This is a genomic window from Mycobacterium gastri (genome assembly GCF_002102175.1).
In the GTDB taxonomy this organism is placed as follows: Bacteria; Actinomycetota; Actinomycetes; order Mycobacteriales; family Mycobacteriaceae; genus Mycobacterium; species Mycobacterium gastri.
This window is the reverse complement of sequence record NZ_LQOX01000055.1, coordinates 1-25,446: the sequence shown is the minus strand read 5'-3', so window position 1 is coordinate 25,446 and position 25,446 is coordinate 1. Positions and strand designations below refer to the sequence as shown.

The window sequence follows — 25,446 nt, the reverse complement described above, 5'->3', positions numbered from 1 at the left end:
TCAGTACCGGTGGGCTGGCCATAAGGCGGTTCCGAATTGCGCTAGCGCCGGCGCTATCGCAATTGGGAACCGGCCTATTGATCAGTCGCGCAGCGCCTTCCGTCGATCCACCGGATGCACGTCCACGAGCCATGCCCAGGGATTCGGTGCGCACCGTGCATCGCACTCATCGCCGCCGACCCCACGTTGTCGTCCGTCACGTAATTCCCCAGGGTGGCCGTCAGGTAATTCCCCCAACCCGAGGGCGCCAACCGCAGATAGAAAAGTCTCCGGGAAACCAGGGGAGGTTCAACGTCCCCCGTGTCGGACGACTAAATTAATGCCAGCGGGGATCGAACATTTCAGCTCTTGCTGTTATATCAGTGCTCCCACTACTGTTCAGCTTATGCTGACGTGTGAGGTGCGGGAGTCGGCGTTGGCTCGACTGGGCCGGGCGCTGGCCGATCCGACGCGGTGCCGAATCCTCGTCGCGCTGCTGGATGGCATCTGCTATCCGGGCCAGTTGGCGTCGCACCTGGGATTGACGCGATCCAACGTGTCCAATCATCTGTCGTGCTTGCGGGGCTGTGGCCTGGTCATGGCCACCTATGAGGGTCGTCAGGTGCGGTATGCCCTGGCCGATCGTCACCTCGCGCGTGCCCTAGGCGAGTTGGTCCAGGTCGTCCTTGCGGTGGACGCCGGCCAACCCTGTGTCGGTGAGCAACCAACCTTCGGGGAAGCAGACAACGTGGCGGCTAGTCGATGAACGGGGCTCGGTGAATCGCAAATGAGAAAGCAGAACACGAGGAGGGTTAGCTGTGGTGGCACATGAACTCTTGGTTAAGGCGGCCGGGACGGTGTTCACCGGACTGGTCGGGGTGAGCGCCTACGAGGTGGTGCGCAAGGCGGTGGGCAACGCTCCCGTCCGCCGAGCTGCAGTGACCGCGACGCAGTGGGGCCTGCGGGGAACGAGGCGTGCGGAGACGGCGGCCGAGGCCGCCCGGCTCAAGGTTGCCGACGTGGTCGCCGAGGCGCGTGATCGCATCGGTGACGAGGCGCCTTTGCCGGTGGGCGCCCAAGCCGATGACGACTGCTGCTGAGGCGATCCACAGTCGATGCACGCGGGCGGGCAAGCTAGAGCTCCACTGTCCGCGGTGCGGAGGTCACCATCGTTTACCACCAGGAAGGCTGATGATGCGCACCACTGATCCTCACCCGGATACCGGCGTCAAGCTGACCGTTGTATCGGCGACTTCGAGACGAATGCGCGTGCACGCCAATGGGTTTCGGTTCGACCGAGTGCGGGCCATCGCGGTCGAGGGCAAGGTCGGCAAGGTGGCCGGCGTCGAAGCCGTGCAGGCTTATCCGTCCACGGCCTCGGTGGTGATTTGGTATGCGCGCGGGCGCCGCGACACCGCTGCCGTCCTGTCGGCGATCGCCGAAGCCGAGCACATCCCCGCAGCGTCGGTGCCCACGCGTGCCCAGCGTTCGACGGATGGCCGCAGGGCCAGTGTGGCGCAGAGAATCATCGACTGGAGCACACGGGTGCGGTCGGGTCTGTGTGCTGGTGAGCGAGGTCGTCCTCAGCCAACGGTGAGCGATGACTGCTGCGGTCACGACGACACCGACGCGCCGGAGCAGCTGTGGCAGGTCGTCAAGCTGCGACGTGCCGCATTGTCCGGGGCGCTGCTAGCGGGCTCGATGATCGCTGCATGGGTCACTTCGTTGGGGCCCGTCGCACTGGGACTGGAAGTTGTTGCGCTGGCGGTGGGGGCATCGACGTTCGTACCGTCGGCCGTTAGTCGACTGGCGCAAGGCCGCATCGGTGTCGGCACGTTGATGACCATCGCTGCAACCGGCGCCGTCGGACTTGGCCAAGTCGGCGAGGCTGCCATGCTGGCGTTTTTGTTCTCCATCAGTGAAGGTCTGGAGGAATTCGCGGTGTCGCGCACACGTCGCGGCCTGCGCGCGCTGCTGTCGCTGGTACCGGATGAGGCTACCGTGCTGCGCGAGGATACCGAAACCGTGATCGCAGCGGCTGACCTTCAAGTCGGTGATCAGATGATCGTCAAGGCGGGTGAACGCCTGGCCACTGACGGCATCATTCGCGACGGACGCACCGCATTGGATGTCTCAGCGATCACCGGTGAGTCAGTGCCGGTGGAAGCCGGACCCGGTGACGAGGTGTTCGCCGGGTCAATCAACGGTTCCGGAGTGCTGTTAGTGGAGGTCACCGCTACCGCAGAAGACAACTCACTAGCCCGCATCGTGCACATTGTAGAAGCCGAACAGGCCCGCAAAGGCGCCAGCCAGCGATTGGCCGACCGCATAGCGCGACCTCTGGTGCCCAGCGTCATGATCGCCGCAGCGGCGATCGCCGGGGCAGGCAGCTTTTTCGGTAACCCGACGGTCTGGATCGAACGCGCGCTGGTGGTGCTGGTCGCAGCCTCCCCCTGCGCGCTGGCCATCGCAGTTCCGGTGTCGGTCGTGGCGGCCATCGGCGCAGCCGCCAAGTTCGGCGTACTCATCAAGGGTGGCGCCGCCCTGGAAAGCCTGAGCACCATCGGCGTTATCGCCCTGGACAAGACCGGAACGCTGACGGCCAACCGGCCCGCGGTTATCGACGTCGCCACCACCAACGGCGCCACCCGCGAAGAGGTACTGGCGGTGGCGGCCGCGCTGGAGGCCCGCAGTGAACACCCCCTAGCCGCAGCGATTCTCGCCGCTGCCCAAACACCGATCACAGCCGCCAGCGACGTGCAAACCATCCCCGGTGCCGGGTTGACCGGCCGGCTCGACGGCCACGGCATTCGATTGGGACGGCCCGGCTGGCTCGACCCAGCCGACCTCACCGATCACGTGGCGCGCATGCAGCAAGACGGAGCCACAACGGTCCTCGTCGAACGTGACGAGCAGCTGCTCGGTGCCATCGCTGTGCGCGATGAGCTGCGTCCGGAAGCCGCCGAGGTCATTGCCGAGCTGCGCGCCGCCAACTACCAGGTGACGATGCTCACCGGCGACAACCACGTCACCGCGGCCGCTCTGGCCGCCCAAGCCGGAATTGAGACAGTCCATGCCGAACTGCGTCCTGAGGACAAAGCGCGCCTAATCGCAGAGCTAGGTGGGCAGCGGCCTACTGCAATGGTGGGCGACGGCGTCAACGACACTCCAGCTCTAGCCGCCGCCGACCTGGGAATCGCAATGGGCGCCATGGGAACCGACGTGGCCATCGAAACCGCCGACGTCGCCCTGATGGGCCAAGACCTACGCCACCTACCCCAAGCGCTAGATCACGCCCGCCGCTCCCGCCAGATCATGCTGGAAAACATCGGGCTATCACTGGCGATCATCACGGTGCTGATGCCGCTGTCGTTGTTCGGAACGCTAGGCCTGGCCGCAGTCGTATTCGTGCACGAACTCACCGAGGTCGTTGTCATCGCCAACGGTGTGCGCGCCGGACGCATCAAACCACTTGCTGGATCAACGAACACCCTGTAAGTCCGGTACTTTCGCGTCTCGCCTCGTCCCGGGAGAGGCCTGAGAACTCAACACCGCTGCCGAAATCCCGGCGACGGCAGATTCTCCGGGCCGAACCTCACCCGGGCCGAAATTTATGGTTGAGCCGCTGGCAGTGACTGTGGCGGTGATGCCCTGCATTGCCGGTGCCCATTCCCGCTTGATGACGGGCGTCAGAATCTGTGGTACAGGACCGCGTTGCCGCCGCAGCGGTTGAGTGTAAACCACGCCGCGCTGCGGTTCGTGCGTCTGCGGCTGACTGAGTTTGGCTTCGCGGGGCGTTTGGCGTTGTGGCCTCGGGTATCGATGCTGCGGCGCCCGCAGCCGCCACGCCACACGCTCCAGACGCTCCAGACGCTCCAGGGCGCGCAATCGCTCGGGGGTGGAACACATCAAAAGACAACTCGCACAACCGATCCAGGTCGGCATCCAGCGCGTTGAAGACCTCAACAATCTCCTCACGACTGCCCGAACCCATACCTGAAATCCTACAAAGACCCACCGACAAGAATCACCCTTCTGTGACCACCGAAACCGCAGTGACACAAGGGATTTAAAGATCAGCTCTGTCCGGTGCCGTTTGCGTTGTTTCGGCCCGGATGCGACAGGCGGAAGCCCCTGCTGACGCAGACTCGTGAGCTACAAATTCATCCCGGAGAACATGATTCGGCCCGGATCGTACTTCTGCCGTACCGCACTCAGCCGAGCCAGATTCGGGCCGAAATACCGCGACGGCGGCTGGTTCGCCTCCAGATAGTTCACATAGCCGCCAACCGAATACCGTTGCACTGCCTGGTGTGCGGTGTTGAGCCAGCTGGTCACCGCCGCCAGGGAACCGGCGTTTTCGACATACCACTGCACCAGCGCGCCGTGCCGCCGCCACGGAAAGGGGGTAGCCCCCGGTGCCACACTGGCGAGGGAGCCGTCGAGGGCATGCATGATCGCCAACATTCGGCCCGCGTCGCGGGGAAAGGCGTCGACCGCCGAGGCGATCCCCGCGGCGACGGCCGTGTTGACGGTGGGAAAGACATCGGATCCGCCGACATAGCCCAGCGGTGACGGGTTCAGGTTGTTGACGGCCAGATACCGCACCAAATCCAGGTAATTGAATGTGTGGTTCTCGGTACCGGTCGGTTGGGCGCCAACGGCTGAAGTGATGGCGTTCGCCACGGCGCCACCCGACCCGGCCGGGCAGGTCGCGAGGATACGGCAATGCGTACCGAGCGCGTCGGTGGTGCTGTCCGCCAGCGCCCAGCTGTTCCGGTCGGCGGTACGCAGCCAGTTCTGCCAACCGACCAGAACCTGCGCGAACGACTGCGGCGGGAAATTGAGGTTCACCACGTCGACGTCTTTGGTGGGGAACGTGGCAAAGGTCAGCGAGGTCGTCACCCCGAAGTTGCCGCCACCGCCGCCGCGCAGCGCCCAGAACAGGTCGGGATTGCTGGCCGCAGACGCGGTGACCGCCTGGCCGCTGGGTAGCACAACGGACGCCGACGTCAATTGGTCACACAGCAGACCCGCGTGCCGGGAATTGGCGCCCAGGCCGCCGCCCAGGGCGTGTCCCGCGGCACCGACCGTCGGGCAGGTACCCGTCGGAATGCCGCGGCCGGCCTCGGCCAGCGCCTCGTGCACGGCGTACAAACCGGTCGCGGGCGTCACCGTGACCTGTCCGGTGGCGGCGTCGTAATTGATTCCCCCGGGCAGCTGGCGCAAGTCGAGCACCATCACGCCCCCAGCCGTGGACGCCCCGGTGTAGGAGTGTCCGCCACTGCGCGCAGCGACCTTGAGATTGTGTCCGGCGGCGAATGCCATCGCTTTTTGCACGTCGGCCGCCGACGTCGGAGTGACGATCACCGCCGGTGTCGAGCCGTTGTAGTTCGTGTTGAAAACCTGTTTGGCCGTTACGAATTGGGGGTCGTCCGGGCGTACCACCCGCCCACCGACGGCGGCCGACAGACCGTCCAAACCGGAGGCAGTGGGGTCGGCGGTGGCGCGGACCGGGCCTAAGACCGCGCTGGCGGCCAATGCCCCGGCGGCACCCCGCAGAAACATCTGACGCGAGAATTCACGAGCCAATGTCGGGCTCCGGCGATTGCGTCATGTCCGGCATTGTCGAGTACCGGGAACCGCTGTAGCGCATGACGTGTCGGGCCATAACCGGAACGTGCCCGAACCGTTACCCCCCACGGCTGAGCTCTTATTTTCCCCTGGCGGATCCGCGAACCAAACGATCCGGCGAGGCGCTTCGCCCGTTGCGCACCTGCAACCATGTAGTGCTAGCAAATCGCGCTTATCATTCATCGATGGCAAAGACGATCACGCTGCGGCTGTCTGATGACCAATACGACCTGGTCAAACGGTATGCCGAGGATGACCGGCAATCGATGAACGCCTGGATCGAATCGTTGGTCGACGTTGAGGACATGAGGCGACGCTGCGCAGCCCATGGCCAGTGGATGTCTAAGAACCCCGGTGCTGTCTCCTTCGCCGAAACGTGGGCTGAGCAAAACCTTGAGGCGTTACCGCGCCCATGAGCCCACGCCGTGGGGACGTCTGGCTCCTCACCCCCGATCGGTAGCCGGTGACGTCATACCGCACGCAAGCGAGCCGGGCCGCCGCCGGCCGCTTCGAACTGCGCCCCAACTGATCTATCGCCACCCTCACTCGGAAATTCACGGCGACCAGAAATGCTGCTGGCAACGATGTCCTCGCGCAGCCTTGGCTGCCCGCGACAGGCCTTTGCTCTGTTTTCGGCACGCCGATGCCGCATCTTCGCGCAAACCCTTTGTGATGGCAGGCGTTCGAGGGATATCTCACGTGCTCACCGAGTCGGCTGTCATGCCGCCGCATCGAGTGCGCAGTGACGGCCTTGACCGCGTATGTAGAGCGGGAACCGCCGCGATCGGCCGCCCTGACCGCACACTCGACGCCATCAACGCATACTCGGCGGCCGCGGCCGACGACGTGTTGCCGATCGGCCGCGCCGACGTCGAGCACGCGAAGCACACCCTGTTGCGCTACCCAGCCCTGTCGGCCAGGGATGCATTGCACGTGGCCGTCATGGCCCGCCACCACATCGCTGCGCTAGCAACCAAACCTTATATTCATTGCATAGATAGCGCTAAAAGGCATTGACACTCGCTAAAACCCGTCGTTAGCTTCTCTTATGGCGCTGCTGCCAGATCCCGATCCCCGGCAGCGACAGCACGTCGTGATCTCGGTCGACGACCATGTCATCGAGCCGCCCGACATGTTCGCCGGGCGGCTGCCCGCCGCGCTGGCCGACCGTGCCCCGACGGTCGTCGAGGCCGACGACGGGCGCCAGGTGTGGCGCTACGAGGGCCGGGAATACCCGAACATCGGGCTCAACGCGGTGATCGGCCGGCCGCGCACCGAATGGAGCATGGAAGCCGCCCGGTTCGACGAAATGCGCCGCGGCTGTTGGGATATCGACGCCCGCATCGCCGACATGGACCTCGCCGGCATCTGGGCGTCGCTGAACTTCCCGTCGCTGATCGCCGGGTTCGCCGGCACCGTGTTCTGGAAGAGCGACGATCTGGAGCTGGGGCTGGCCGTGCTGCGCGCCTGGAACGACTGGCACCTCGAAGTGTGGGCCGGCGCCTACCCGCAGCGGATCATCCCGCTGCAGCTGCCCTGGCTCGCCGACCCGCGGCTGGCCCCCGAGGAGATCCGCCGCAACGCCGACCGCGGGTTCAAGGCGGTCAGCTTCCCCGAACTGCCCGCACAATGCGGCCTGCCCAGCTTGCACACCGGGGTCTGGGATCCGTTCTTCGCCGCTTGCGAGGAGACCGACACCGTGGTCTGCCTGCACACCGGGTCGGCGCAGTGGGCTCCGATCCCCGCCTTCGACACCCCGTTCGAGACCATCACCACGCTGTTCCCGGTCAACGCCCTGGTCGCCTGCGCGGACATGCTGTGGTCGGGCATCCCGGTCCGCTTCCCGCGGCTGAACATCACGCTGGCCGAGGGCGGGCTGGGCTGGGTGGCGATGCTCGGCGACCGCGCCGATTATGTTCTGGCGCACTCTGCTTCGGGCCTCGAGGGCGGGTCGTGGAAGAGCGACCTGCTGCCCAGCGAGGTGCTGCGCCGTACCTTCTGGTTCTGCTCGATCGACGATCCGCACGCGTTCGGCGCGCTGGACGCGATCGGGGCCGACCGCATCCTGGTCGAAAGCGACTATCCGCACGCCGACTCGACCTGGCCCGACACCCAACAGGTCGTGGCGCGCAACGTCGCCGGCCTGTCGGCGGAGGATGCGGCCAAGATCACCCATCGCAACGCCGCACAGCTTTTCCGCCACCCGCTGCCGGACGACGGGTGGCTGATGGCCACCGGGTAGGAGGCTCTCAATGCTCGACCTGTTGATCCGTGACACCGAGATCGTCGACGGCACCGGCGCACCGGCCCGCCACGGCGACGTCGGCGTACGTGACGGGCGGATCGTCACCGTGGGAGAAACCGACGATTTGGCGGCGAAAACCATTGACGCCCAAGGCCAGACGCTGGCGCCGGGATTCGTCGACCTACATACCCACTACGATGCGCAGCTGTTCTGGGACCCGACCGCCAGCCCGTCGGTGCAACACGGGGTGACCACGGTCTTCGGCGGCAACTGCGGCTTCACGCTGGCGCCCGCCGCAGCCGACCAGCACGACTACCTCACCCGTATGCTGGCGCGGGTCGAGGGGATGCCGCTGGACGCGCTGCGCGCCGGCCTGGACTGGGGCTGGGCATCGTTCGGCGACTGGCTCGACCGCCTCGAGGGTCGCATCGCCGTCAATGCCGGTTTCCTCGTTGGTCATTCGGCGCTGCGGCTGGCGGCGATGGGTAACGACGCGGTCGGCGGCGAGGCCACCCCGGCACACATCGACACGATGGTCGCGGTGCTGCACGACGCGCTGAACGCCGGTGCGCTCGGGCTGTCCACCTCGCAGTCACCCACCCACAACGACGGCGCCGGCCAGCCGGTCCCGTCGCGCAGCGCGTCAAGAGACGAACTGGTGGCGCTGGCCGCCGGCGTGCGCGACCGTCCGGGCACCACGCTGGAGGCCATCATCCCCGGCTGCCTGTCCGGCTTCACCGATGACGACATCGCGTTGCTGACCGACATGTCCGTGGCCGCCGACCGGCCGCTGAACTGGAACCTGCTGGGTGTCTCGGCAGCCAACCCGGCGGGGCACGAAAAGCAGTTGCGCGCCTACGATGTCGCCGCCGAACGCGGCGGCCGGGTGGTGGCACTCACCTTGCCGCACGGCATGAAGATCCGGCTTTCCTTCCTGTCCGGTTTCGTGCTCGACGGGCTGCCCGGGTGGCGCGACACCATGCACCTGCCGGTGCCGCAGCGCCTGGCTGCGCTCGCCGACCCGGCGGTGCGTCACCGGCTCGCCGAGGGCGCCGCCTCCAAGGAGGCGGGCATGCTGCGCGGCCTCGCGCAATGGGACCGGCTGGTTATCGTCGAGACGTTCGCGCCGGAGAACGCGGACGCGACCGGGCGCAGCGTCGGCGAGGTCGCGGCCGCCCGCGGTGGCGAGCCGTTCGACACGCTGTTGGACATCGTGATCGCCGACGAGCTGCGCACCGGGCTCTCCCCGCCGCTGACCGGCGATGACGCGGACGACTGGCGGGCACGCGCGCAGGTATGGCGCCATCCGGGTGCGGTGATCGGCGGCTCGGACGCCGGCGCGCACCTGGACATGATGTGCGGCGCGATCTACACGACGTCGCTGCTGGGCAAGGGCGTGCGCGAGCACCGGGTGGTCACGCTCGAGGAAGCCGTGCGATTGATCACCGATGCGCCGGCCCGGTTCTACGGGCTGACGCAGCGCGGCCGGATTCAGCCCGGCTGGCACGCCGACCTGGTGCTTTTCGACCCGGCGACCGTCGGCCACGGTCCCGAACGCACCCGCTACGACCTGCCGGCGGGCGCGCCCCGATTGGTCGCCGACGCCCGCGGGATCAGCTCGGTGCTGGTCGGTGGTGTCGAGGTGTGCCGCGACGGCGTCGCCACTGGCGCGCTGCCCGGCACCGTGCTGCGGTCCGGGCGGGATACCGAGACGGTGTCGGCTCATGGCTGAGGTGGCAACCAACGACTTCGACCCGACCGAGCTGCAGGGCGGGCTGCTCATGCAGGTCGAAAACGTGCACGAGCGGCTGCGCGAGGCACGCGCGCGACACCGGGTGCTGCTCGGCAACCCCTTCACCGAGGTCAGGGCCGGGCAGGTCGGCGATTTCGGGGTGACGGTGCTCGGCTACGACGAGTGCCAGACGGTGCTCACACACCCGGACACCTTCTCCTCGTCGATCTACGAGCACATCATGGGCCCGGTCATGGGCCGCACCCTGCTGGAGCTCGAGGGAGCCGAGCATCGGGCCGGCCGGGCGCTGGTGTCGCCGTCGTTCCGGTCGGCGCTGCTGGAACGATGGCGCGGCGAGCTGGTGGAGGTGGTGGTCCACGAACTCATCGACCGGTTCGCGGCGCGCGGGCGCGCCGAGCTGGCCCGCGAGTTCACCTTCGCGTTTCCGGTCCAGGTGATCGCGCGGATCATGGGCCTGCCGCGCCAGGACTACCCGCGCTTCCAGCGGCTGTCGATCGAGCTGCTCAATGTGGTCTACGACTGGGATTGCGGGCTGGCCGCGTCGCGATCGCTGAAGGCCTACTTCACCGAAATCCTCGCCAAGCGCCGGCGCCGGCCGCAGGACGATTTGATCAGCACGCTCGCGGAGTCCGAGATCGACGGCGCACGGCTGACCGACGACGAGATTTTCGCGTTCCTGCTGCTGATCCTGCCCGCCGGAGTCGAGACGACCTACCGGGCCTCGGGCAACCTGCTGGTCGCACTGCTCACGCAGCCGGAGCTGCTGGACGCGCTGCGGGCCGATCGCGGGCTGGTCCGCGCTGCCGTCGAGGAGGCGTTGCGCTGGGAGCCGCCGATCACCACGGTGGTGCGGGTGGCGGTCGGCGACTGCGAGCTCGGCGGGGTCGCGATTCCGGCGGGAACCAACGTCAGCGTCAGTGTCGCGGCCGCCAATCGGGACCCGACGCGCTATCCGGATCCGGACCGCTTCGATCCCACTCGCCGCAACATCGCACACCTGACCTTCGGCGGCGGCCCGCACCTGTGCCTGGGCATGCACCTGGCGCGCATGGAGGCCGCGGTGGCGATCAACGCGCTGCTGGACCGGTTGCCGGGGCTGCGGCTGGACCCAAACGAGCCGATCCCGCATGTGGTCGGGGTCGCCTTCCGCTCGCCCGCCGCGCTGCCGGTCGTCTTCACGCCGGCGCCGGCCTGACGCCGGCGTCCCGCATGACGCGTCCTCGGTGTCGCCAACCCACAGCTAACGCTCGTCGAACGTGCACGTAATGCCAAAAAACGCGCCGGATTTCGCAATGAATACACGCTCGGGGCGTTGGCGGGCTACAGATAGCCCGTCTGGTTCACCAGCCGCACCGACGACGCCCCATCGGTATAGAACTCGGCGATGCTCAGCGACGCCAAATCGAGGTGCAACCGGTACAGGATGCCAGCTCCGGCATCCAAGGCCAGCCGCAACAACATCTTGATCGGCGTGACGTGGGAGACCACCAGAACCGTGGCGCCCTCGTGCCCGGCGATGATCCGGTCACGTCCGCGACGAACCCGCTGCAACACGTCGTCGAAACTCTCGCCACCCGGGGGCGTGGCACTGGTGTCACGCAGCCAGCGGCGGTGCAACTCGGGGTCGCGATCGGCAGCCTCCGCGAAAGTCATTCCCTCCCATGCCCCGAAGTCGGTCTCGACGAGGTCGTCGTCGACGGTCACCTCCAGGCCCAGGGCCCGGGCCGCCGTCGTCGCCGTGTCATAGGCCCGCTGCAACGGCGAGGACACCACCGCCGCGATCCCGCCGCGCTGCGAAAGATAGCGGGCGGCCAGCCCGGCCTGCCGCCATCCCACTTCGTTCAATGCCGGGTTGCCCCGCCCCGAGTAGCGGCGCTGCACCGACAGCTCGGTCTGCCCATGCCGCAACAACAGCAGCCGGGTGGCCGCACCGCGTCGGCCCGTCCATCCGGGAGCTGTCGGGGACTCCGCCGCAAGCTTTCGCGGCGGGTTGGCAACAGCCACCACCGGCACGGTGGTGGTGTTCTCCCCACGGCGATTGGTGCGAACCGCGGCATCCATCGCTTCGTTGGCCAACCGATCGGCATACGCATTCCGCGACCGCGGCACCCACCCGTAACTGATCCGGCGGAAGTGCCGTGCCAGCGCCTGCGCCTGCGCATGCAGTTCCACCAGGTCCGGGTGCTTGACCTTCCAGCGCCCGCACATCTGCTCCACCACCAGCTTGGAGTCCATCAGGACCGTCGCCTCGCTGGCGCCCAGCTTCACCGCGTCGTCCAGGCCGGCGATCAACCCGCGGTATTCAGCGACGTTGTTGGTGGCCCGGCCGATCGCCTGCTTGGACTCCGCCAGCACGGTCGAGCGGTCCATCGTCCACACCACCGCGCCGTATCCGGCCGGCCCGGGATTGCCCCGCGACCCGCCGTCGGCTTCGATGATGACTTTCACTGCTCGAAACCCTTGACCCGCAATAGGATTGCGCCACATTCCGGGCACCGCAACACCTCGTCGTCGGCGGCCGCCGAGATGCGGGCCAGCTCGCCGCGACCGATCTCGATCCGGCAGGCACCACACCGATGGCCCTGCAACGGTCCGGCGCCCGGCCCTCCCCCGGCCCGCTGCCGCTCATACAGGGCGACAAGGTCGGGATTCAACGAAGCGCTGAGTTCCTCGCGCCGCGACAAGCGTTCCCGACGGGACTGCTCGAGTTCGACCAGCGCGGCATCCAGGGCTTGCCGGGCGCCGTCCAGGTCGGTGCGCAGCTTCTCCAGTGCCGCCGACTCGGTGACCTGGCGGGCCTGCAGTTCCTCGCGGCGCTCCATCACCTCCAGCAGCGAATCTTCCAGGCTGGCCTGACGACGTTCCAGCGTCTGCAGCTCGTGCTGCAAATCCGACAGTTGCTTGGCGTCCGTAGCGCCGGCGGTGAGCAGCGACCGGTCCCGCTCCTCGCGCTTGCGCACCGCGTCGATTTCCGCTTCGAATCGCGACACCTGGGCGTCCAAGTCCTCCACAGCGATTCGCACGGCGGCCAGCCGGTCACCGGCGGCGTTGTGCTCGATCTGCGTCCGCTCATAGTCCTCTCGCTGGGGCAGATGCGTGGCCCGATGCGCGATCCGCGACAGCTCGGCATCCAGCTTCGCCAGTTCTGATAGCGAACGTTGCTGTGCCGCTTCGGCTTTCATGTCCCATCTCCAGGTCTGGTAGCCACATTCCACGGATCGGTGCGGATGGTCGACACCCGCACCGGCAGCGACGCGCCGAAATGAGACCGCAGCACGCCGGCGGCTTGGCCGCACCAGGGGAATTCGCTGGCCCAATGCGCGAGATCGATCAGGGCCACGGGCGAGGACCGGCAGTGCTCGTCGGCAGGATGGTGCCGCAGGTCGGCGGTGACATAGGCCTGCACCTGCGCCGCGGCCGCGGCGCCCAGCAACGAGTCCCCGGCGCCGCCGCAGACCGCCACCCGCGAAACCGGCAGATCGGGATCACCGGCGGCCCGCACTCCCCAGGACGTCGCGGGCAGCGCCGCGCAGACCCGGGAGACGAAGTCGCGCAGCGGTTCCGGCTGGGGCAGTGTGCCGATCCGCCCCAACCCGACGCCGGCCGGCGGCGGCACCAACGTGAAGATGTCGAATGCCGGTTCCTCGTAGGGATGCGCGGCCCGCATCGCCGCCCGCACCGCGGCCCGCGCCCGCGCGGGTGCGACCACCTCCACCCGATCTTCGGCCACCTGTTCGACGGCGCCGACGGCGCCGATTGCGGGCGACGCCCCCTCCAGCGCCAGGAACTGTCCGGTACCGGCAACGCTCCAGCTGCAGTGCGAGTAGTCGCCGATATGTCCGGCGCCGGCGTCAAACACCGCCGTCCGCACCGCATCCGCGTGCTCGCGCGGCACATAGATGACCCACTTGTCCTGATCGGCCGCCCCGGCAAACGGGTCAAGCACGCCTTCGACGGTCAGGCCCAGAGCTTGGGCCAGCGCGTCGGAGACCCCCGGCGACGCCGAGTCGGCGTTGGTGTGGGCGGTGAACAGCGACTTGCCCGACCGGATCAAGCGGTGCACGAGCGCACCCTTGGGCGTATGGGCAGCCACGGTGTCGACCCCGCGCAACAGCAACGGATGGTGAGCCAGCAACAGGCCCCCGTCGGGAACTTCGTCGACGACCGCCGGCGTCGCGTCCACCGCGACGGTCACCGAATCCACCACGTCGGCCGGATCGCCGCAGACCAGGCCGACCGAATCCCACGACTCGGCAAGCCGCGGCGGATACGCCTGGTCCAGCACCTCGATGACGTCAACCAACCGCACACTCATCGGCGCCTCCCGCTGTGCCCGCAACCGATGGCCTCAACCAGCCGCGGCCACTCCGCGCGCACCGCCGCGCGCAGATACCGGTTGTCCAGGCCGACGAACGTATCGCAGCGGCGAACCGCAATACTCTTGTGGTGCAAGTCATTTCGGATTCTCTCGGCATCCGGCATGGCGAACAGCACAAACGGCGCACAACCGTCGACCACCGCGGCACCCACCGACTGCAGGCCGGCCACCATCGCCGCGCGCAGTGCCACCAGTCGCTGGGCATCGGCGGCGGCTTCGGCCACCGCTGCGCGCGCACAGCACGCCGCGATGGCCGCCAGCTGCAGGGTGCCCACCGGCCAGTGCGGGCGCCGCGCGGTCAGCCGGGCCAGCACGTCCGGCGCGCCGAGGGCATAACCCACCCGCAAACCGGCCAGCGACCACGTCTTGGTCAGGCTGCGCAGCACCAGCACATCAGGCAGGCGGTCGCCGGCCAGCGACTCCGGCTCCCCGGGGATCGAATCGGCGAATGCTTCGTCGACGACCAGGATTCGTCCCGGTCGCCGCAACGCCAGCAATTGCTCGCGGGTGTGCAACACACCGGTCGGGTTGGTCGGGTTACCCACCACCACGAGGTCGGCCGCCTCCGGCACCGCCACATCGGCCAGGCCGAACGGCGGCTCGAGGACAACGTGGTCCACCGGGATTCCGGCGGCGCTCAGCGCCACCGCCGGCTCGGTGAACGAGGGCGCGATGATCGCCGCACGCGCCGGAGCCAGGTTGGGCAGCAACGCGAAGCCCTCCGCCGCCCCGGCCAGGGGCAGCACTTCGTCAGGGGTTCGGCCGTGGCGTGCGGCTACCGCCTGTTGCGCCCGGCGCACCTCGTCCGCGCTTGGATAGCGGGCCAGATCAGTCAGCCGGGCCGCCAGGACGTCGATAAGCCACTGCGGCGGGCGGGTGTCACGGACATTGACGGCGAAATCCAGCATGTCGGGCGCGACGGCCTGATCACCGTGATAGCGCGCCGCGACGAGGCAAATCGACGCGCTGTGATCCAGATCCGCCACCAGTGAAACACTAGTGCGCCGGTGGACTACCCAGGCATCCGGAGCACCGCCCCGGCCAGCGGGACGCGGTCGGGTCCCGGCCGGCTGCCGCGATCACGACTGGTCAAGGCAGAAGGTGGCCGGTCGGTGCTGGGCGACCCGCGCCATCACCGACAATGGAAGGCGTGACAGGTTCGATCGCGACCGATTCGCCCGACTGCGGCGCCGCCCGCCCCCCTATCAACGTCTCCGACGGGTCGCCACAGCTGGTGATCTTCGATCTCGACGGGACCCTGACCGATTCGGCACACGGGATCGTGGCCAGCTTCCGCCATGCGCTCGACCACGTCGGCGCCGCCGTTCCCGAGGGCGACCTGGCCGCCTGGATCGTCGGCCCGCCGATGGACGACACCTTTCGCGCGATGGAGCTCGGCGATCGTGTCGAAGACGCGATCGCGGCTTTCCGGGCCGAATACGGCGCCCGCGGCTGGGCGATGAACACCGTGTTCGACGGGATAGCGCCGCTGCTGGGCGATCTGCGCGCCGCCGGGGTCCGGCTGGCGGTGGCCACGTGCAAGCTCGAGCCGACGGCCCGGCGCATTCTGGCGCACTTCGGGCTGGAACAGCATTTCGAGGTCATCGCCGGAGCAAGTGGCGACGGCTCACGGAGCAGCAAGACCGAGGTGCTGAGCCACGCGCTTGCCCAGCTGCGGCCGCTGCCCGAGCGGGTCCTCATGGTCGGTGACCGCAACCATGACGTCGAGGGTGCGGCAGCCCATGATATCGACACCGTCGTGGTCGGCTGGGGCTACGGGCAGGACGACTTCGGCAGTGACGCGGCTGACGCCACGGACGCCACCCTCGTCAGGCACGCTCGCACCATCGACGAGCTGCGGGAGGCGCTGGGTGTCTGATCCGCCAACCTTGCACGTCACCTTCGTGTGCACCGGCAACATCTGCCGTTCGCCGATGGCCGAGAAGATGTTCGCCCATCAACTCAGGGAGCGCGGCTTAGGAGATGCGGTGCGGGTGACCAGTGCCGGTACCGGCGACTGGCATATCGGCAACGGGGTCGACGAGCGGGCCCGGCGGGTGCTGCACGCCCACGGCTATCCCACCGAGCACCGCGCGGCGCAGGTCGATGCCGGGCATCTGGCGGCAGACCTGGTGATTGCCTTGGGCCGCAACCATGCTCGGCTGTTGCGCCAGCTCGGTGTCGACGACGCGAGGCTGCGCATGCTGCGCTCGTTCGACCCCCGCTCGGGCGCCTACGCCCTCGACGTAGACGATCCCTATTACGGCGGGCACGACGACTTCGAGCAGGTTTTCGCCGTCATCGAGGCCGCGCTGCCCGGTCTGCATGACTGGGTGGACGAGCGGCTGGCGCAGAACGGATCCCCGTGATGCCCAGACGGATGCCCAGACGGATTCCCAGCCTGGCGTTCCTGCTGCGGCCGGGATGGATAGCGCTGGCCCTGGTGGTGATCGCGTTCACCTACCTGTGCTTCACGGTGCTGGCCCCGTGGCAGTTGGGAAAGAACACCAAGACCTCCCGGGAGAACCGCCAGATCGACTACTCGCTGCACACACCCCCGGTGCCATTGAAAACTCTGTTGCCGCAACAGGATTCATCGGCCCCGGGTGCGCAGTGGCGTAGGGTGACGGCGACGGGGCACTACCTGCCGGACGCGCAGGTGCTGGCCCGGCTGCGGGTGGTCGACGGCGAGCAGGCGTTCGAAGTGCTGGCGCCATTCGCCGTCGACGACGGGCCGACCGTACTGGTCGACCGCGGTTACGTGCGGCCCGAGCCCGGCTCCCACGTGCCGCCGATCCCCCGCCCGCCGGAGCAGACCGTGACCATCACGGCGCGACTGCGGGATTCCGAACCCACCGCGCCGGGCAAGGAGCCGTTCACCAGAGACGGTTTCCCGCAGGTGTATTCGATCAGCACGGCACAGGTGTCGACGTTGACCGGGGTTCCGCTGGCCGGGTCCTATCTGCAGTTGGTCGAGGACCAGCCCGGTGGACTGGGCCTGATCGGGATACCGCATCTGGATGCCGGACCGTTTCTGTCCTACGGCATCCAGTGGATTAGCTTCGGCGTCCTGGCGCCGATCGGACTGGGCTATTTCGCCTACGCCGAGCTGCGGGCCCGCCGCCGCGAGCGACGCGAGCCGCCGCCGGCGGACGAGCCGATGACGGTCGAGGAGAAACTCGCCGACCGCTACGGCCGCCGCCGATAGAGCATCAACCCAACGCCCACCGCCGCCCCGGCCTGCACCGCCCGCGACAGCAGCACCGCCCGGCGCAGATCGGCGACCGTGGGCTGACGGCCGTCGCCGAGGGTGGGCCGGATCTGCAGCCCGTGGCGGTACCGGGTGGGCCCGCCGAGCCGCACGTCCAGCGCCCCGGCGAACGCCGCCTCGACGACGCCGGCGTTGGGGCTGGGATGGCGCGCGGCGTCGCGACGCCAGGCCCGGAGGGCGCCCCATGGTGATCCGCCGGCCAGCGGTGCGCACAGTACCACCAGCATCGCGGTCGCGCGCGCCCCGGCATAGTTGGCTACATCATCCAATCGTGCTGCGGCCCAACCGAATCGGAGATACCTCGGCGAGCGGTAGCCGATCATCGAATCCAGCGTGTTGACCGCGCGGTATCCCAGCACCGCGGGCGCGCCGCCGATCGCCGCCCACAGCAGCGGTGCCACCTGGGCATCGGAGGTGTTCTCGGCCACCGACTCCAGCGCCGCGCGGGTCAAGCCGGGCAGGTCCAGCCCGGCCGGATCACGCCCACACAACGACGGCAGCAGCCGCCGGGCCGCCTCGACGTCACCGCACTCCAGCAGCGCGGCCATCGCCCGGCCGGTGCCAGCCAACGACATCCCACCCAGTGACACCCAGGTGGCCGTCGCCGTGGCCGCAAGGGACCGCAGCCTGCCCGGACCCCGCTGCAGCACCGCGCCCAGCAGGCACACCGCACCGACCAACGCCCCGACGTGCGTCATCCCGGCGAGCCTGCTGTCGCGATAGCTGGTCTGCTCCAACTTTGCGGCCAGCTGCCCGAACACCGCGACCGGATGACCCCGCTTCGGGTCGCCCAGGACGAGGTCGGCCAGATAGCCCACCAGGACGCCGGCGATCCGGGCCTGCCGCGTCGACGCAACCACCCCGGCAGCGTCTCACACGTCCGCTTGGTCGCGGCCGGGTCGCGTCACTTGCGGATTCGTCGACGGGGCAACGCCGAACTTACCTTTCGGTGACAGGTTGGGCGGGTCGGGAGGCGGGGGTTGAGTTCAGACCTGGGCAAAGGTGGCCACTTCCGGCCGGACCAACCTGTGTGCCGGGTAACAATCGTCGCCCGACGGCTACACCACCAAGACGGCGATCAGCGCAAGGACAATGACCAGCTGTGCTGCCAGCATCCACCACACCTCCCGGGTATGGCCCTACCCGCCCGGCGCGACTGACAGCTTGGGCAGGTCGGCCGCCGCAGCATCGGTATCGCGAGCTGATCGACATGCTGTGAAGGTGCCCATTTTTAGGCAGGCTAAGCTTCGGGCCGATGGGACTCTCGTCACACACCGCCGTCTCAGACCAGCTGCGCGCCGCGCGCCGCCCAGACGAAGCTACGCATCTCGGGCAGCTTCGCGGACAGCCGTTCGGCCACCAGACGGCCGGTCGCGTCGGCCTCGGCCACCGAGGTGGCCGGATCAAGCCAGCCTTCCACCTCCACGCGCAGCGTGCGCCCGGTCCAGCGGGCGCGGGCATGAGCGTGGCTGACCCCCGGCGTTGCGGCGGCGACCGCCTCCGCGGTGGCGATGACAGCTGGATCCACCCCGTCGAGCAACCGGTTGCCGATGTCGGAGGTCACCTCCCAACCAACATGGCAGATGAATCCCGTCACCGCGATGCCGGCAACGCCGTCGGCCCATCCCCAGCCCGCGGCGACCCCGCACAGACCCAGCAGCGCGCCCGCCGACGACAGCGCGTCCAGCCAGGAATGCTTGGCGTCGGCGATCATGGTCGACGATTGGATTCGGCGGCCGACGACCAGCTTGTAGCGGGCCACCAGCTGATTGCCGGCGATGCCGACCGCCGCCGCGGCGATGCCCCAGCCCACATGCTGGGTGGTCCCGTGCCGCAGCAGCTTGGCCACACTTTCCACTCCGGCAACCGCGGCGCTGGCCCAGATGACCAGCGCCACCCCGATGCCGGCGAGATCCTCGGCCCGCTCCAGCCCATAGGGATAGCGCTGGCTCGCCGCCTTCCGCGAGCTCCGAAATCCGACGAACACCACCAGACTCGTCGAGACATCGGAAAGATTGTGCAGGGCGTCGCCGAGCAACGCCACCGACCCCGACACCATGGCGATCGCGAGTTCGATCAGGCCCGTGAGCGCCAAACCGGCAGCGCTCAGCGCGACGGCACGATTGGCCCGGCGCCGCTCCGCCCGGTCGTCGAAGGCGTGCGCCAGGGGAAAGCTGGCGGCCGGATCGCGCAGACCATTGATCACATGCATGCCCAATAGCGTGCCACTTCGCGGTTGCGCTCTCGAGGGTGAGGCGGTACGTCACCGCACCGTCGCGAAAAACCTGCGGACGTCCTCGACGAACAGATCGGGTTGTTCGAATGCGGCGAAGTGCCCGCCACGCGGCATGGTCGTCCAGTGGGTGATGTGATAGTTCGGCTCGCACCACCGCCGCGACGCCCGCAGGATCTCCTTGGGGAAAGACGCGACACCGGTCGGCAATTCGACGCGGCCGCCCGGCCGGAAGCTCTTCATGCTTTCCCAGTACAACCGGGCCGAGGATGCCGCGGTGCCGGTCACCCAGTACATCATCACGTTATCCAGCAGCTCATCGCGCGTCAGCACGTTCTCGGGGTTGCCGTCGCAGTCCATCCATGCCCAGAACTTCTCGACGATCCAGGCAAGTTGTCCCACCGGGGAATCCACCAGCCCATAGCCCAGGGTCTGGGGCCGGGTTGCTTGCTGCTTGGAATAGCCGGTGCCCCACTTGCGGTGGTGGTCCAGGTCCTGCAGCGCCTGCCGCTCGTCGTCGGTGGGCTCGTCGGCGGTGGGCCAGGCGATCGGCATGTTCAGGTGGATGGCCGCGCAGTGGCCTCCGGAAATGCCGGCGTTTCGGCCGATCTGGGTGGTGACGGCCGCTCCCCAGTCGCCACCCTGGGCGCCGTAGCGCCGGTAGCCGAGACGCTGCAGGAGCGTCTCCCAGGCCTGCGCGATCTTGTCTACCCCCCAGCCGGTGTGGCTCGGCTTGCCGGAGAAGCCGTAGCCGGGAAGCGACGGGCAGACGACATGGAAGGCGTCTTCGGCGCGGCCACCATGGGCGGTGGGGTTGGTCAGCGGCTCGATCACCTTGTGGAACTCCACGATCGAGCCCGGCCAGCCATGCGTGATCACCAACGGGAAGGCGTCGGCGTGTGGTGACCGTTGATGGATGAAATGGATATCCAGCCCGTCGATTTCGGTGACGAACTGGTCGAAGCGGTTCAGCGCCGCTTCGCGCGCCCGCCAGTCGTAGTCGTTGGCCCAGTAGGTGGCCAAGTCGCGGGTGTACTCCAGCGGAATGCCCTGGCTCCAATCGTCCACACACTCGGCTTCGGGCCAGCGGGTGCGCGCCAAGCGTGACTGCAGGTCATCCAGAACGTCGTCGGAGACGTCGATGCGAAACGGCCTCACCCGTTCATCGTGCCGTCGGGCCCGCCGGAAAGCTCCGGAAAACCTATTTCTTGTTCGCTTCTTTGATCAATGTGCTGATCTGGTCGAGCAGTTCACGCATGTCGGCGCGCATCGCGTCCACCGCGGCATACAGGTCCGCCTTGGTCGCGGGCTGCTGGTCCGCCGACAGTGGCCGCACCGGCGGTCTCGACTTCTGCCGTCCCGCGCCGTCGCTCTGAGAACTAGATAGCTCGCCCACCCCCACGACACTGCCATACCCGCTCGTCACCGACAACGCTGCGGGTACAACGCCGCGGCAAGACCGGCTGGGATAGTCGGTGCAGCGGCTACCGGCAACGACCGATCGACCACCGACCGCTGCGCAGCACCCATCGCCGCGCCAGCGCTGCCACGGCGAGGTAGGCGCACAACCGATTCTGGGCACCCTCCTTTTTTTGGCCGCCGGTGACTGCCTGACCAAGCCAGCTGCCCAAGCATTTTCTTCCGTTGCCCATGAGCGGGATCACGATCGGGCTCGTGATCCCTAGGCCGATACCCAGCCCCCAGATCTGCGTCCGTTCTTGCCAACGCGCCTCAAGCGGGCGAAATTTTCCAAAGCATCGGCGGCGGCCGCAACGCTGGCGGCGGGTGTAGTCATCCGGGTGGCGACCTCGCGGGCCCGGACCAGGTACTGCGGGGCAAGGATGGTACCCAGGTCCGCGACCAGCGACTCCCGACTAGCGCTGGAAAAGCGCCGGCCGGTGCCCACTTTCAGTCGTTTGACCACAGCTGCCCAGTGCGGCTGATCGAAGCCCCTCCACAAGATCAACATGCGGACCCCGGCGCGCAGGCCCGCGGCTGTAGTGCCCGCGCCACCGTGATGCACGACCGCACGGCAGGCCGGAAAGATGCCCGCATGGTTCATCGCGCCCACCACCTTGACATGCTCGGAATGGGGGAGATCGCTGAAGTCAGTCCCGCCGGAGCAAACCAACGCCCGCTCGCCCAACTGTGCGCAGGCCGCGCAAATCATGGCAAGCGTGTCGGCGGGAGATTCGACCGGTATGCTGCCGAACCCGAAGTAAATTGGCGGTGTTCCTGCGGCAATCCACGACACCACCTCCTCGTCGGCATCCGTCGGCAATTCCATCGTCAGGGCGCCGACAAACGGCCGTTGGTCATTCCATTTCGCCCATTCGGCTGCCAGCCCCGGAAAGCACATCTCGTCGTAAGCCTGGATTTCCAGCGATCCGCGTTCGGTGATCCGTCGAAACGCGGGGCTCGTTGCCTTCGGAAGGCCCAGTTCGCGACGCTGTACTTCCTCGGCCTTCTTGCGCATGGGCCAGACCAGCCACTCGCCCACCGTCAGTGCGGCGCGAGCCAACGGAGCCGGCAGCAAGGGCTGGAGCTGGCCGTTTGCCCGCACTGGGGCGAAATGCAATGTGGCCAACGGAGTGTCGTAATACTCCGCGACGTTGAGCGCGACCTCTTGGTAAGCCATGCCGGTGAGTAGCAGGTCGGCCCCGTCCGCCAGCGACCTCAGCGTCGTGCTCATGTCCCCCCAGCACCAAGTACCCGATTCCGCGGCTTCGCGCCACAACCTACGCAAATCCGGAATCCTCCAGAAGTTGCCGAAGAGATTCCTCCAGAAGTCGCGGTGCGCGTCTAGCCAGCGCCGAGGATCCGGCCCGTAGTTGACCGTCGCAAGCCCAGCCGACTCGGCGAAGCCAACGAACTCAGGTGCGACAGCCATGCGCACGTCGTGCCCTCGGCGCAACAGCTCACGGCCGATGGCGGCGCAGGGCTCGACATCGCCGCGCGTTCCCCACATTGCCAGTACAAACCTCATCGCGGATCTAAGCCTTGCACTTAGCTGCTATCTACGGCTGCTATCCACGTGATCTGCGAAATGAAACCGGCGGCCTCCAAACGCCGCCGGTTGTCTTTCTGCCACATCCTGCAAGTCATACGAAAGATGCTGCGCACAAAACACAAATTTGTCACCATTTCGTCCGGATGCCGGCGCCGCTGCCCCCGCGCACCGGCGATGTCGACCGCTGCCGCGGTGCTCACGGAGACCAGGATCTTCCTCGCGACGCCTGGCCGGTAGCGAGCCAGTGCAGGGTCGCTTCATCAAGCTTCAAAGACAGTGCGGCCACGTTCTCCGCGAACTTCTCGGCCGTCGTGCAACCGACCACTGCAAACGCCTGGAGTGGGTGGCACAGCACGTAGGCGAGCGCAACCTGCGCGACGGTGACGTGATGCTCACGCGCGAACACCCTTGCGCGCTCAAGCCTTTGGATGTTGTCTTCGGTGCCGAAGTAGGTGGCACACCACCGGCTCACGCGGTTGGGGTCCGGATTCTTCGGATCGTAGTGATCAGAAAAAAATCCACGGGCAAGGCTGGACCACGCGAACACCGACAACCCGTGGGTCGAATACCATTCTCGCGCGGCCCGCTGGCCGTCGCCTCCCAAGGTGACAGCGCCAGGCCACGGAGGCGCCGTCCACTCAGCAAGGCTGAATTGAACGCCTGACGCGCTAAAGGGTTTCAGGCCGTTGCCGGCAGCAAACGTGTTGGCACTCGCAATTCGCTCGTGAGACCAGTTCGACGCACCTATCGCGCCGATCTTGCCCTCGTCAAGGTGACGGTTGAGCCGTTCGATGACCGGTTCGACCCACGCTGCGGGATGGTCGTAGTGAAGCAGATACAGATCGATGAAATCCGTGCCGAGCGCCTTGAGGGACGCGTGCAGGTCGTTCGACACATCGGACGCAGAAAGCCGCGGACGTCCTGATGAAAGTCCGGGATGACATCCCTTGCTGATGACCACAACCTGGGCGCGGTTGCGGCGTTGCCGAATCCAGTCCCCCAGCGTCCGTTCGCTGTCCCGATATATGCGCGCGGTATCGAATGAGTTGCAGCCGAGCTCGAACGACCGATCCAATAGCGAGAAGGCCTGTTGCTCAAGGCTTCGATCGGGCAGCCACGGCAGTTCCCGGCCCCGCAATCGATCGGTGCCGAAGACGATCCGCGAGACCGGCCGATCAATCCCCAGAACCTTCCCGTAGTCCATTTAGTCCACGCGCTTCGCGTAGTCACCAACGATGAACCGGCACGCTCGAACCGTGAGCGCCATGATCGTCAGCGTGGGGTTCTGGAAACCGGCGGAGACAAAACATGCGCCGTCGGTCACGAACACGTTGTCAGCATCCCAACACTGACCCCACGAGTTCAGCACCGAGTTGTCCGGCCTATCACCCATGCGCGCGCCGCCGGTCTCGTGAATGGCCGCCCCGGGCCATGAGGCGCCATAGTCCGCGAGGAACAGGGATCGAAACCGTCGCCTGGGAATGTTCCACCGTCCGACATCGAGGTTCTTGTCGAGCTGCAGACCGCCGGCGGCGGCAATTTCTGGAAGCTTCCGCTTCATGTGCGCAACCATCTTGACGTCATCCTCAGAATGACTGCACTCGATTCTGGCCGCGGGGATTCCCCATGCGTCTTTGACGGTCGGGTCGAGCGAGACGTGATTTTCGTAGCGGGGCTGCATTTCGCCGTAAGCGCCCATGGCCCACACCGGCGTGCCGCGCCCAATTGCTAGCTGAACCCCGTAGCCACCGGGAAAGTTCTTCGACTCCTTTTCACAAAAGCTCGGAATGTAAAGGCCCGTTCCCGCAAAGTCGAACCCATCCTCGTTGACGGCAGGCTCGACATCCTTTTCAGACACCGCGCCGGCCTGCGCATATGCAATGTGGTCGCAAAGATAGCGACCCAGCTGGCCCGACGATCCGCCAACACCCGACGGATGCTTTGCAGATTTCGAGTTCAGCAGGATCCGCACGCTCTCGATCGCCGACGCGCACAAGACGACCACCCTTCCGTGAACTGCCCGCGCGTTCTTGGTCAATCGCTCGATGTATTCAACGCCGGTCGCCTTCCCCGACCGCTCATCGATCAGCAGTCGGCTCACGATGGCGTCGGTCCGAACCTCCAGGCGGCCAGTTGCCAGAGCAAGCCTGACCGGAAGCGGAACCCTGTTGCTGTCGTACTTGATGTTCCTCGCATACGTCACGCGTACGTTCGGAAGTCGCTGCTCGACATTGGCCAAAAACGCTTCTTCGATCTTCGTCGTTTTCTCGGGCCCGATGAACTGTCCGTCCGGGCAGTTGGGAATGCCTGCGGCCTTCCCATGGACACCAAGCGTTCGTTCGACGACGTCGTAGTACGGCGCCAGGTCTTCATAGGACAATGGCCAATCGAGGCCGTCTCCACGAACACTGGCGGCTTTGAGCTCGTAATTCGACATGCGGGGTGCATGTCTCCACCACGTGTGCAGGCGACCGCCGAGTTGCCGGCCCCTAAACCACAGGAATGTATTGCCCCGCACAGTCGTATAGGGATTCTCCTTGTCGCTGACGTAAAACTGCTTGGTGGTTTCCGAGAAGGATGCGCATCGCGCCTGGACCGGCTGGCCCTGAATCGCCGATTTGACCCGCCCCGCGATCCCCATCACGCCCACTTCCCTGTCGGCAGCAAAGTCATGGGCGATGTCCAGGTTCCTGCCGGCCTCGAGCAAGACAACCTTCAAGCCGCCTTCCGTTAACTCCTTGACAGCCCAGGAGCCAGCTGCCCCCGAGCCGACGACGATGGCGTCATACGTTGATTCACTGTTGCCCATACGCGCGTTGTCTCGTTTCATGCGTGCTTATCTCGTTCGCCACCGGGAGTGGCTACGCCTGAGTTAGGACATTACCGGTCGGTAACTTGGGGTGTGTCGGTGTGACCTGCGTGTTCGTCTGCTGGTTTGGCGTG

Annotated in this window: 22 protein-coding genes and 1 pseudogene; 11 read left to right on the top strand and 12 right to left on the bottom strand. The window is 67.0% G+C overall.

Translation table 11 applies throughout. The features are described from left to right. Positions 1-385: 385 nt before the first annotated feature. The 3 genes from cmtR to AWC07_RS03900 all read left to right on the top strand — a co-directional run bounded on the left by cmtR (position 386) and on the right by AWC07_RS03900 (position 3,477). A complete protein-coding gene (gene cmtR / locus AWC07_RS03910; protein ID WP_036412601.1) occupies positions 386-745 on the top strand; it encodes a Cd(II)/Pb(II)-sensing metalloregulatory transcriptional regulator CmtR in 360 nt (119 codons plus the stop codon). Positions 746-797: 52 nt separating this feature from the next. After that, complete coding sequence (locus AWC07_RS03905; RefSeq protein WP_036412603.1) at positions 798-1,079, top strand: DUF1490 family protein; 282 nt, start codon at positions 798-800, stop codon at positions 1,077-1,079. 91 nt (positions 1,080-1,170) lie between these two features. Continuing rightward, positions 1,171-3,477 (top strand): heavy metal translocating P-type ATPase, encoded by a 2,307-nt coding sequence (locus AWC07_RS03900; protein ID WP_036412605.1) that lies wholly within the window; start codon positions 1,171-1,173, stop codon positions 3,475-3,477. Between the two features lie 657 nt (positions 3,478-4,134). Here the strand turns inward: AWC07_RS03900 and AWC07_RS03895 are convergent. Then, positions 4,135-5,571 (bottom strand): FAD-binding oxidoreductase, encoded by a 1,437-nt coding sequence (locus AWC07_RS03895; RefSeq protein WP_036412606.1) that lies wholly within the window; start codon positions 5,569-5,571, stop codon positions 4,135-4,137. 227 nt (positions 5,572-5,798) lie between these two features. Between AWC07_RS03895 and AWC07_RS03890 the strand changes: the two genes are divergently transcribed. The 5 genes and pseudogenes from AWC07_RS03890 to AWC07_RS03870 all read left to right on the top strand — a co-directional run bounded on the left by AWC07_RS03890 (position 5,799) and on the right by AWC07_RS03870 (position 10,806). Further along, positions 5,799-6,029, top strand: a complete 231-nt coding sequence (locus tag AWC07_RS03890) for a hypothetical protein (protein WP_036412608.1) — start codon at positions 5,799-5,801, stop codon at positions 6,027-6,029. Between the two features lie 424 nt (positions 6,030-6,453). Next, positions 6,454-6,630: pseudogene (locus tag AWC07_RS28390) on the top strand (PIN domain-containing protein); the annotation flags it as partial. 31 nt (positions 6,631-6,661) lie between these two features. Continuing rightward, on the top strand, positions 6,662-7,855 hold the full coding sequence (locus tag AWC07_RS03880) for an amidohydrolase family protein (RefSeq protein WP_036415533.1): 1,194 nt from the start codon (positions 6,662-6,664) through the stop codon (positions 7,853-7,855). Between the two features lie 10 nt (positions 7,856-7,865). After that, positions 7,866-9,590 (top strand): N-acyl-D-amino-acid deacylase family protein, encoded by a 1,725-nt coding sequence (locus AWC07_RS03875; RefSeq protein WP_036415531.1) that lies wholly within the window; start codon positions 7,866-7,868, stop codon positions 9,588-9,590. Further along, positions 9,583-10,806 (top strand): cytochrome P450, encoded by a 1,224-nt coding sequence (locus AWC07_RS03870; protein ID WP_036415530.1) that lies wholly within the window; start codon positions 9,583-9,585, stop codon positions 10,804-10,806. Before AWC07_RS03875 ends, AWC07_RS03870 begins: the two co-directional genes overlap by 8 nt. Positions 10,807-10,931: 125 nt before the next feature. On the opposite strand, the gene AWC07_RS03865 is transcribed toward AWC07_RS03870, so the two are convergent. The 4 genes from AWC07_RS03865 to cobC are packed head-to-tail and all read right to left on the bottom strand — an operon-like array spanning position 10,932 to position 14,975. Then, positions 10,932-12,059: a bifunctional RNase H/acid phosphatase gene (locus tag AWC07_RS03865; protein ID WP_036415526.1), complete on the bottom strand. Its 1,128-nt coding sequence runs from the start codon at positions 12,057-12,059 to the stop codon at positions 10,932-10,934. After that, a complete protein-coding gene (locus AWC07_RS03860; RefSeq protein WP_036415524.1) occupies positions 12,056-12,793 on the bottom strand; it encodes a zinc ribbon domain-containing protein in 738 nt (245 codons plus the stop codon). Before AWC07_RS03860 ends, AWC07_RS03865 begins: the two co-directional genes overlap by 4 nt. Next, on the bottom strand, positions 12,790-13,926 hold the full coding sequence (locus AWC07_RS03855; RefSeq protein ID WP_036415521.1) for a Nif3-like dinuclear metal center hexameric protein: 1,137 nt from the start codon (positions 13,924-13,926) through the stop codon (positions 12,790-12,792). Before AWC07_RS03855 ends, AWC07_RS03860 begins: the two co-directional genes overlap by 4 nt. Further along, positions 13,923-14,975 carry an Rv2231c family histidinol phosphate aminotransferase CobC gene (gene cobC, locus AWC07_RS03850; RefSeq protein ID WP_051508079.1) on the bottom strand — a complete coding sequence of 351 codons (1,053 nt, stop codon included), beginning with the start codon at positions 14,973-14,975 and terminating at the stop codon, positions 13,923-13,925. Before cobC ends, AWC07_RS03855 begins: the two co-directional genes overlap by 4 nt. 248 nt (positions 14,976-15,223) lie before the next feature. Here cobC and AWC07_RS03845 point away from each other — a divergent pair, with 248 nt between their 5' ends. From AWC07_RS03845 to AWC07_RS03835, 3 genes are read left to right on the top strand one after another with little or no spacing between them, the layout of a single operon-like run. After that, the gene (locus tag AWC07_RS03845; protein ID WP_036415534.1) at positions 15,224-15,868 is read left to right on the top strand and encodes an HAD hydrolase-like protein; all 645 of its coding nucleotides are present in this window, start codon (positions 15,224-15,226) and stop codon (positions 15,866-15,868) included. Then, positions 15,861-16,358 (top strand): low molecular weight protein-tyrosine-phosphatase, encoded by a 498-nt coding sequence (locus tag AWC07_RS03840; protein WP_036415517.1) that lies wholly within the window; start codon positions 15,861-15,863, stop codon positions 16,356-16,358. Before AWC07_RS03845 ends, AWC07_RS03840 begins: the two co-directional genes overlap by 8 nt. 23 nt (positions 16,359-16,381) lie before the next feature. Beyond that, positions 16,382-17,197, top strand: coding sequence for an SURF1 family cytochrome oxidase biogenesis protein (locus tag AWC07_RS03835; protein WP_139829530.1), 816 nt, complete (start codon positions 16,382-16,384; stop codon positions 17,195-17,197). Here AWC07_RS03835 and AWC07_RS03830 read toward each other — a convergent pair. The 7 genes from AWC07_RS03830 to AWC07_RS03800 form a co-directional block, all read right to left on the bottom strand. Next, a complete protein-coding gene (locus AWC07_RS03830) occupies positions 17,179-18,120 on the bottom strand; it encodes a cobalamin biosynthesis protein (RefSeq protein ID WP_036415513.1) in 942 nt (313 codons plus the stop codon). The genes AWC07_RS03835 and AWC07_RS03830 overlap by 19 nt on opposite strands. 422 nt (positions 18,121-18,542) lie before the next feature. Then, complete coding sequence (locus AWC07_RS03825; RefSeq protein WP_036415510.1) at positions 18,543-19,472, bottom strand: cation diffusion facilitator family transporter; 930 nt, start codon at positions 19,470-19,472, stop codon at positions 18,543-18,545. A 51-nt stretch (positions 19,473-19,523) separates the two neighbouring features. Next, positions 19,524-20,651 carry an epoxide hydrolase family protein gene (locus AWC07_RS03820; RefSeq protein WP_036415509.1) on the bottom strand — a complete coding sequence of 376 codons (1,128 nt, stop codon included), beginning with the start codon at positions 20,649-20,651 and terminating at the stop codon, positions 19,524-19,526. 43 nt (positions 20,652-20,694) lie between these two features. Beyond that, positions 20,695-20,889, bottom strand: a complete 195-nt coding sequence (locus AWC07_RS26540) for a hypothetical protein (protein ID WP_139829520.1) — start codon at positions 20,887-20,889, stop codon at positions 20,695-20,697. Between the two features lie 285 nt (positions 20,890-21,174). Continuing rightward, positions 21,175-22,479, bottom strand: coding sequence for a glycosyltransferase (locus AWC07_RS03815; RefSeq protein WP_036415507.1), 1,305 nt, complete (start codon positions 22,477-22,479; stop codon positions 21,175-21,177). Positions 22,480-22,699: 220 nt separating this feature from the next. After that, positions 22,700-23,707, bottom strand: coding sequence for an aldo/keto reductase (locus AWC07_RS03805; RefSeq protein WP_051508035.1), 1,008 nt, complete (start codon positions 23,705-23,707; stop codon positions 22,700-22,702). After that, positions 23,708-25,333, bottom strand: a complete 1,626-nt coding sequence (locus tag AWC07_RS03800; protein ID WP_244187475.1) for a GMC oxidoreductase — start codon at positions 25,331-25,333, stop codon at positions 23,708-23,710. Positions 25,334-25,446 lie beyond the last annotated feature (113 nt).

Bases quoted from the DNA above. Each gene is read 5' to 3' on its own strand.
- cmtR (WP_036412601.1), top strand. From the start codon at position 386: ATGCTGACGTGTGAGGTGCGGGAGTCGGCGTTGGCTCGACTGGGCCGG.
- AWC07_RS03900 (WP_036412605.1), top strand. From the start codon at position 1,171: ATGATGCGCACCACTGATCCTCACCCGGATACCGGCGTCAAGCTGACC.
- AWC07_RS03890 (WP_036412608.1), top strand. From the start codon at position 5,799: ATGGCAAAGACGATCACGCTGCGGCTGTCTGATGACCAATACGACCTG.
- AWC07_RS03880 (WP_036415533.1), top strand. From the start codon at position 6,662: ATGGCGCTGCTGCCAGATCCCGATCCCCGGCAGCGACAGCACGTCGTG.
- AWC07_RS03875 (WP_036415531.1), top strand. From the start codon at position 7,866: ATGCTCGACCTGTTGATCCGTGACACCGAGATCGTCGACGGCACCGGC.
- AWC07_RS03870 (WP_036415530.1), top strand. From the start codon at position 9,583: ATGGCTGAGGTGGCAACCAACGACTTCGACCCGACCGAGCTGCAGGGC.
- AWC07_RS03860 (WP_036415524.1), bottom strand. From the start codon at position 12,793: ATGAAAGCCGAAGCGGCACAGCAACGTTCGCTATCAGAACTGGCGAAG.
- AWC07_RS03855 (WP_036415521.1), bottom strand. From the start codon at position 13,926: ATGAGTGTGCGGTTGGTTGACGTCATCGAGGTGCTGGACCAGGCGTAT.
- AWC07_RS03825 (WP_036415510.1), bottom strand. From the start codon at position 19,472: ATGCATGTGATCAATGGTCTGCGCGATCCGGCCGCCAGCTTTCCCCTG.
- AWC07_RS03815 (WP_036415507.1), bottom strand. From the start codon at position 22,479: ATGAGGTTTGTACTGGCAATGTGGGGAACGCGCGGCGATGTCGAGCCC.
- AWC07_RS03805 (WP_051508035.1), bottom strand. From the start codon at position 23,707: ATGGACTACGGGAAGGTTCTGGGGATTGATCGGCCGGTCTCGCGGATC.
- AWC07_RS03800 (WP_244187475.1), bottom strand. From the start codon at position 25,333: ATGAAACGAGACAACGCGCGTATGGGCAACAGTGAATCAACGTATGAC.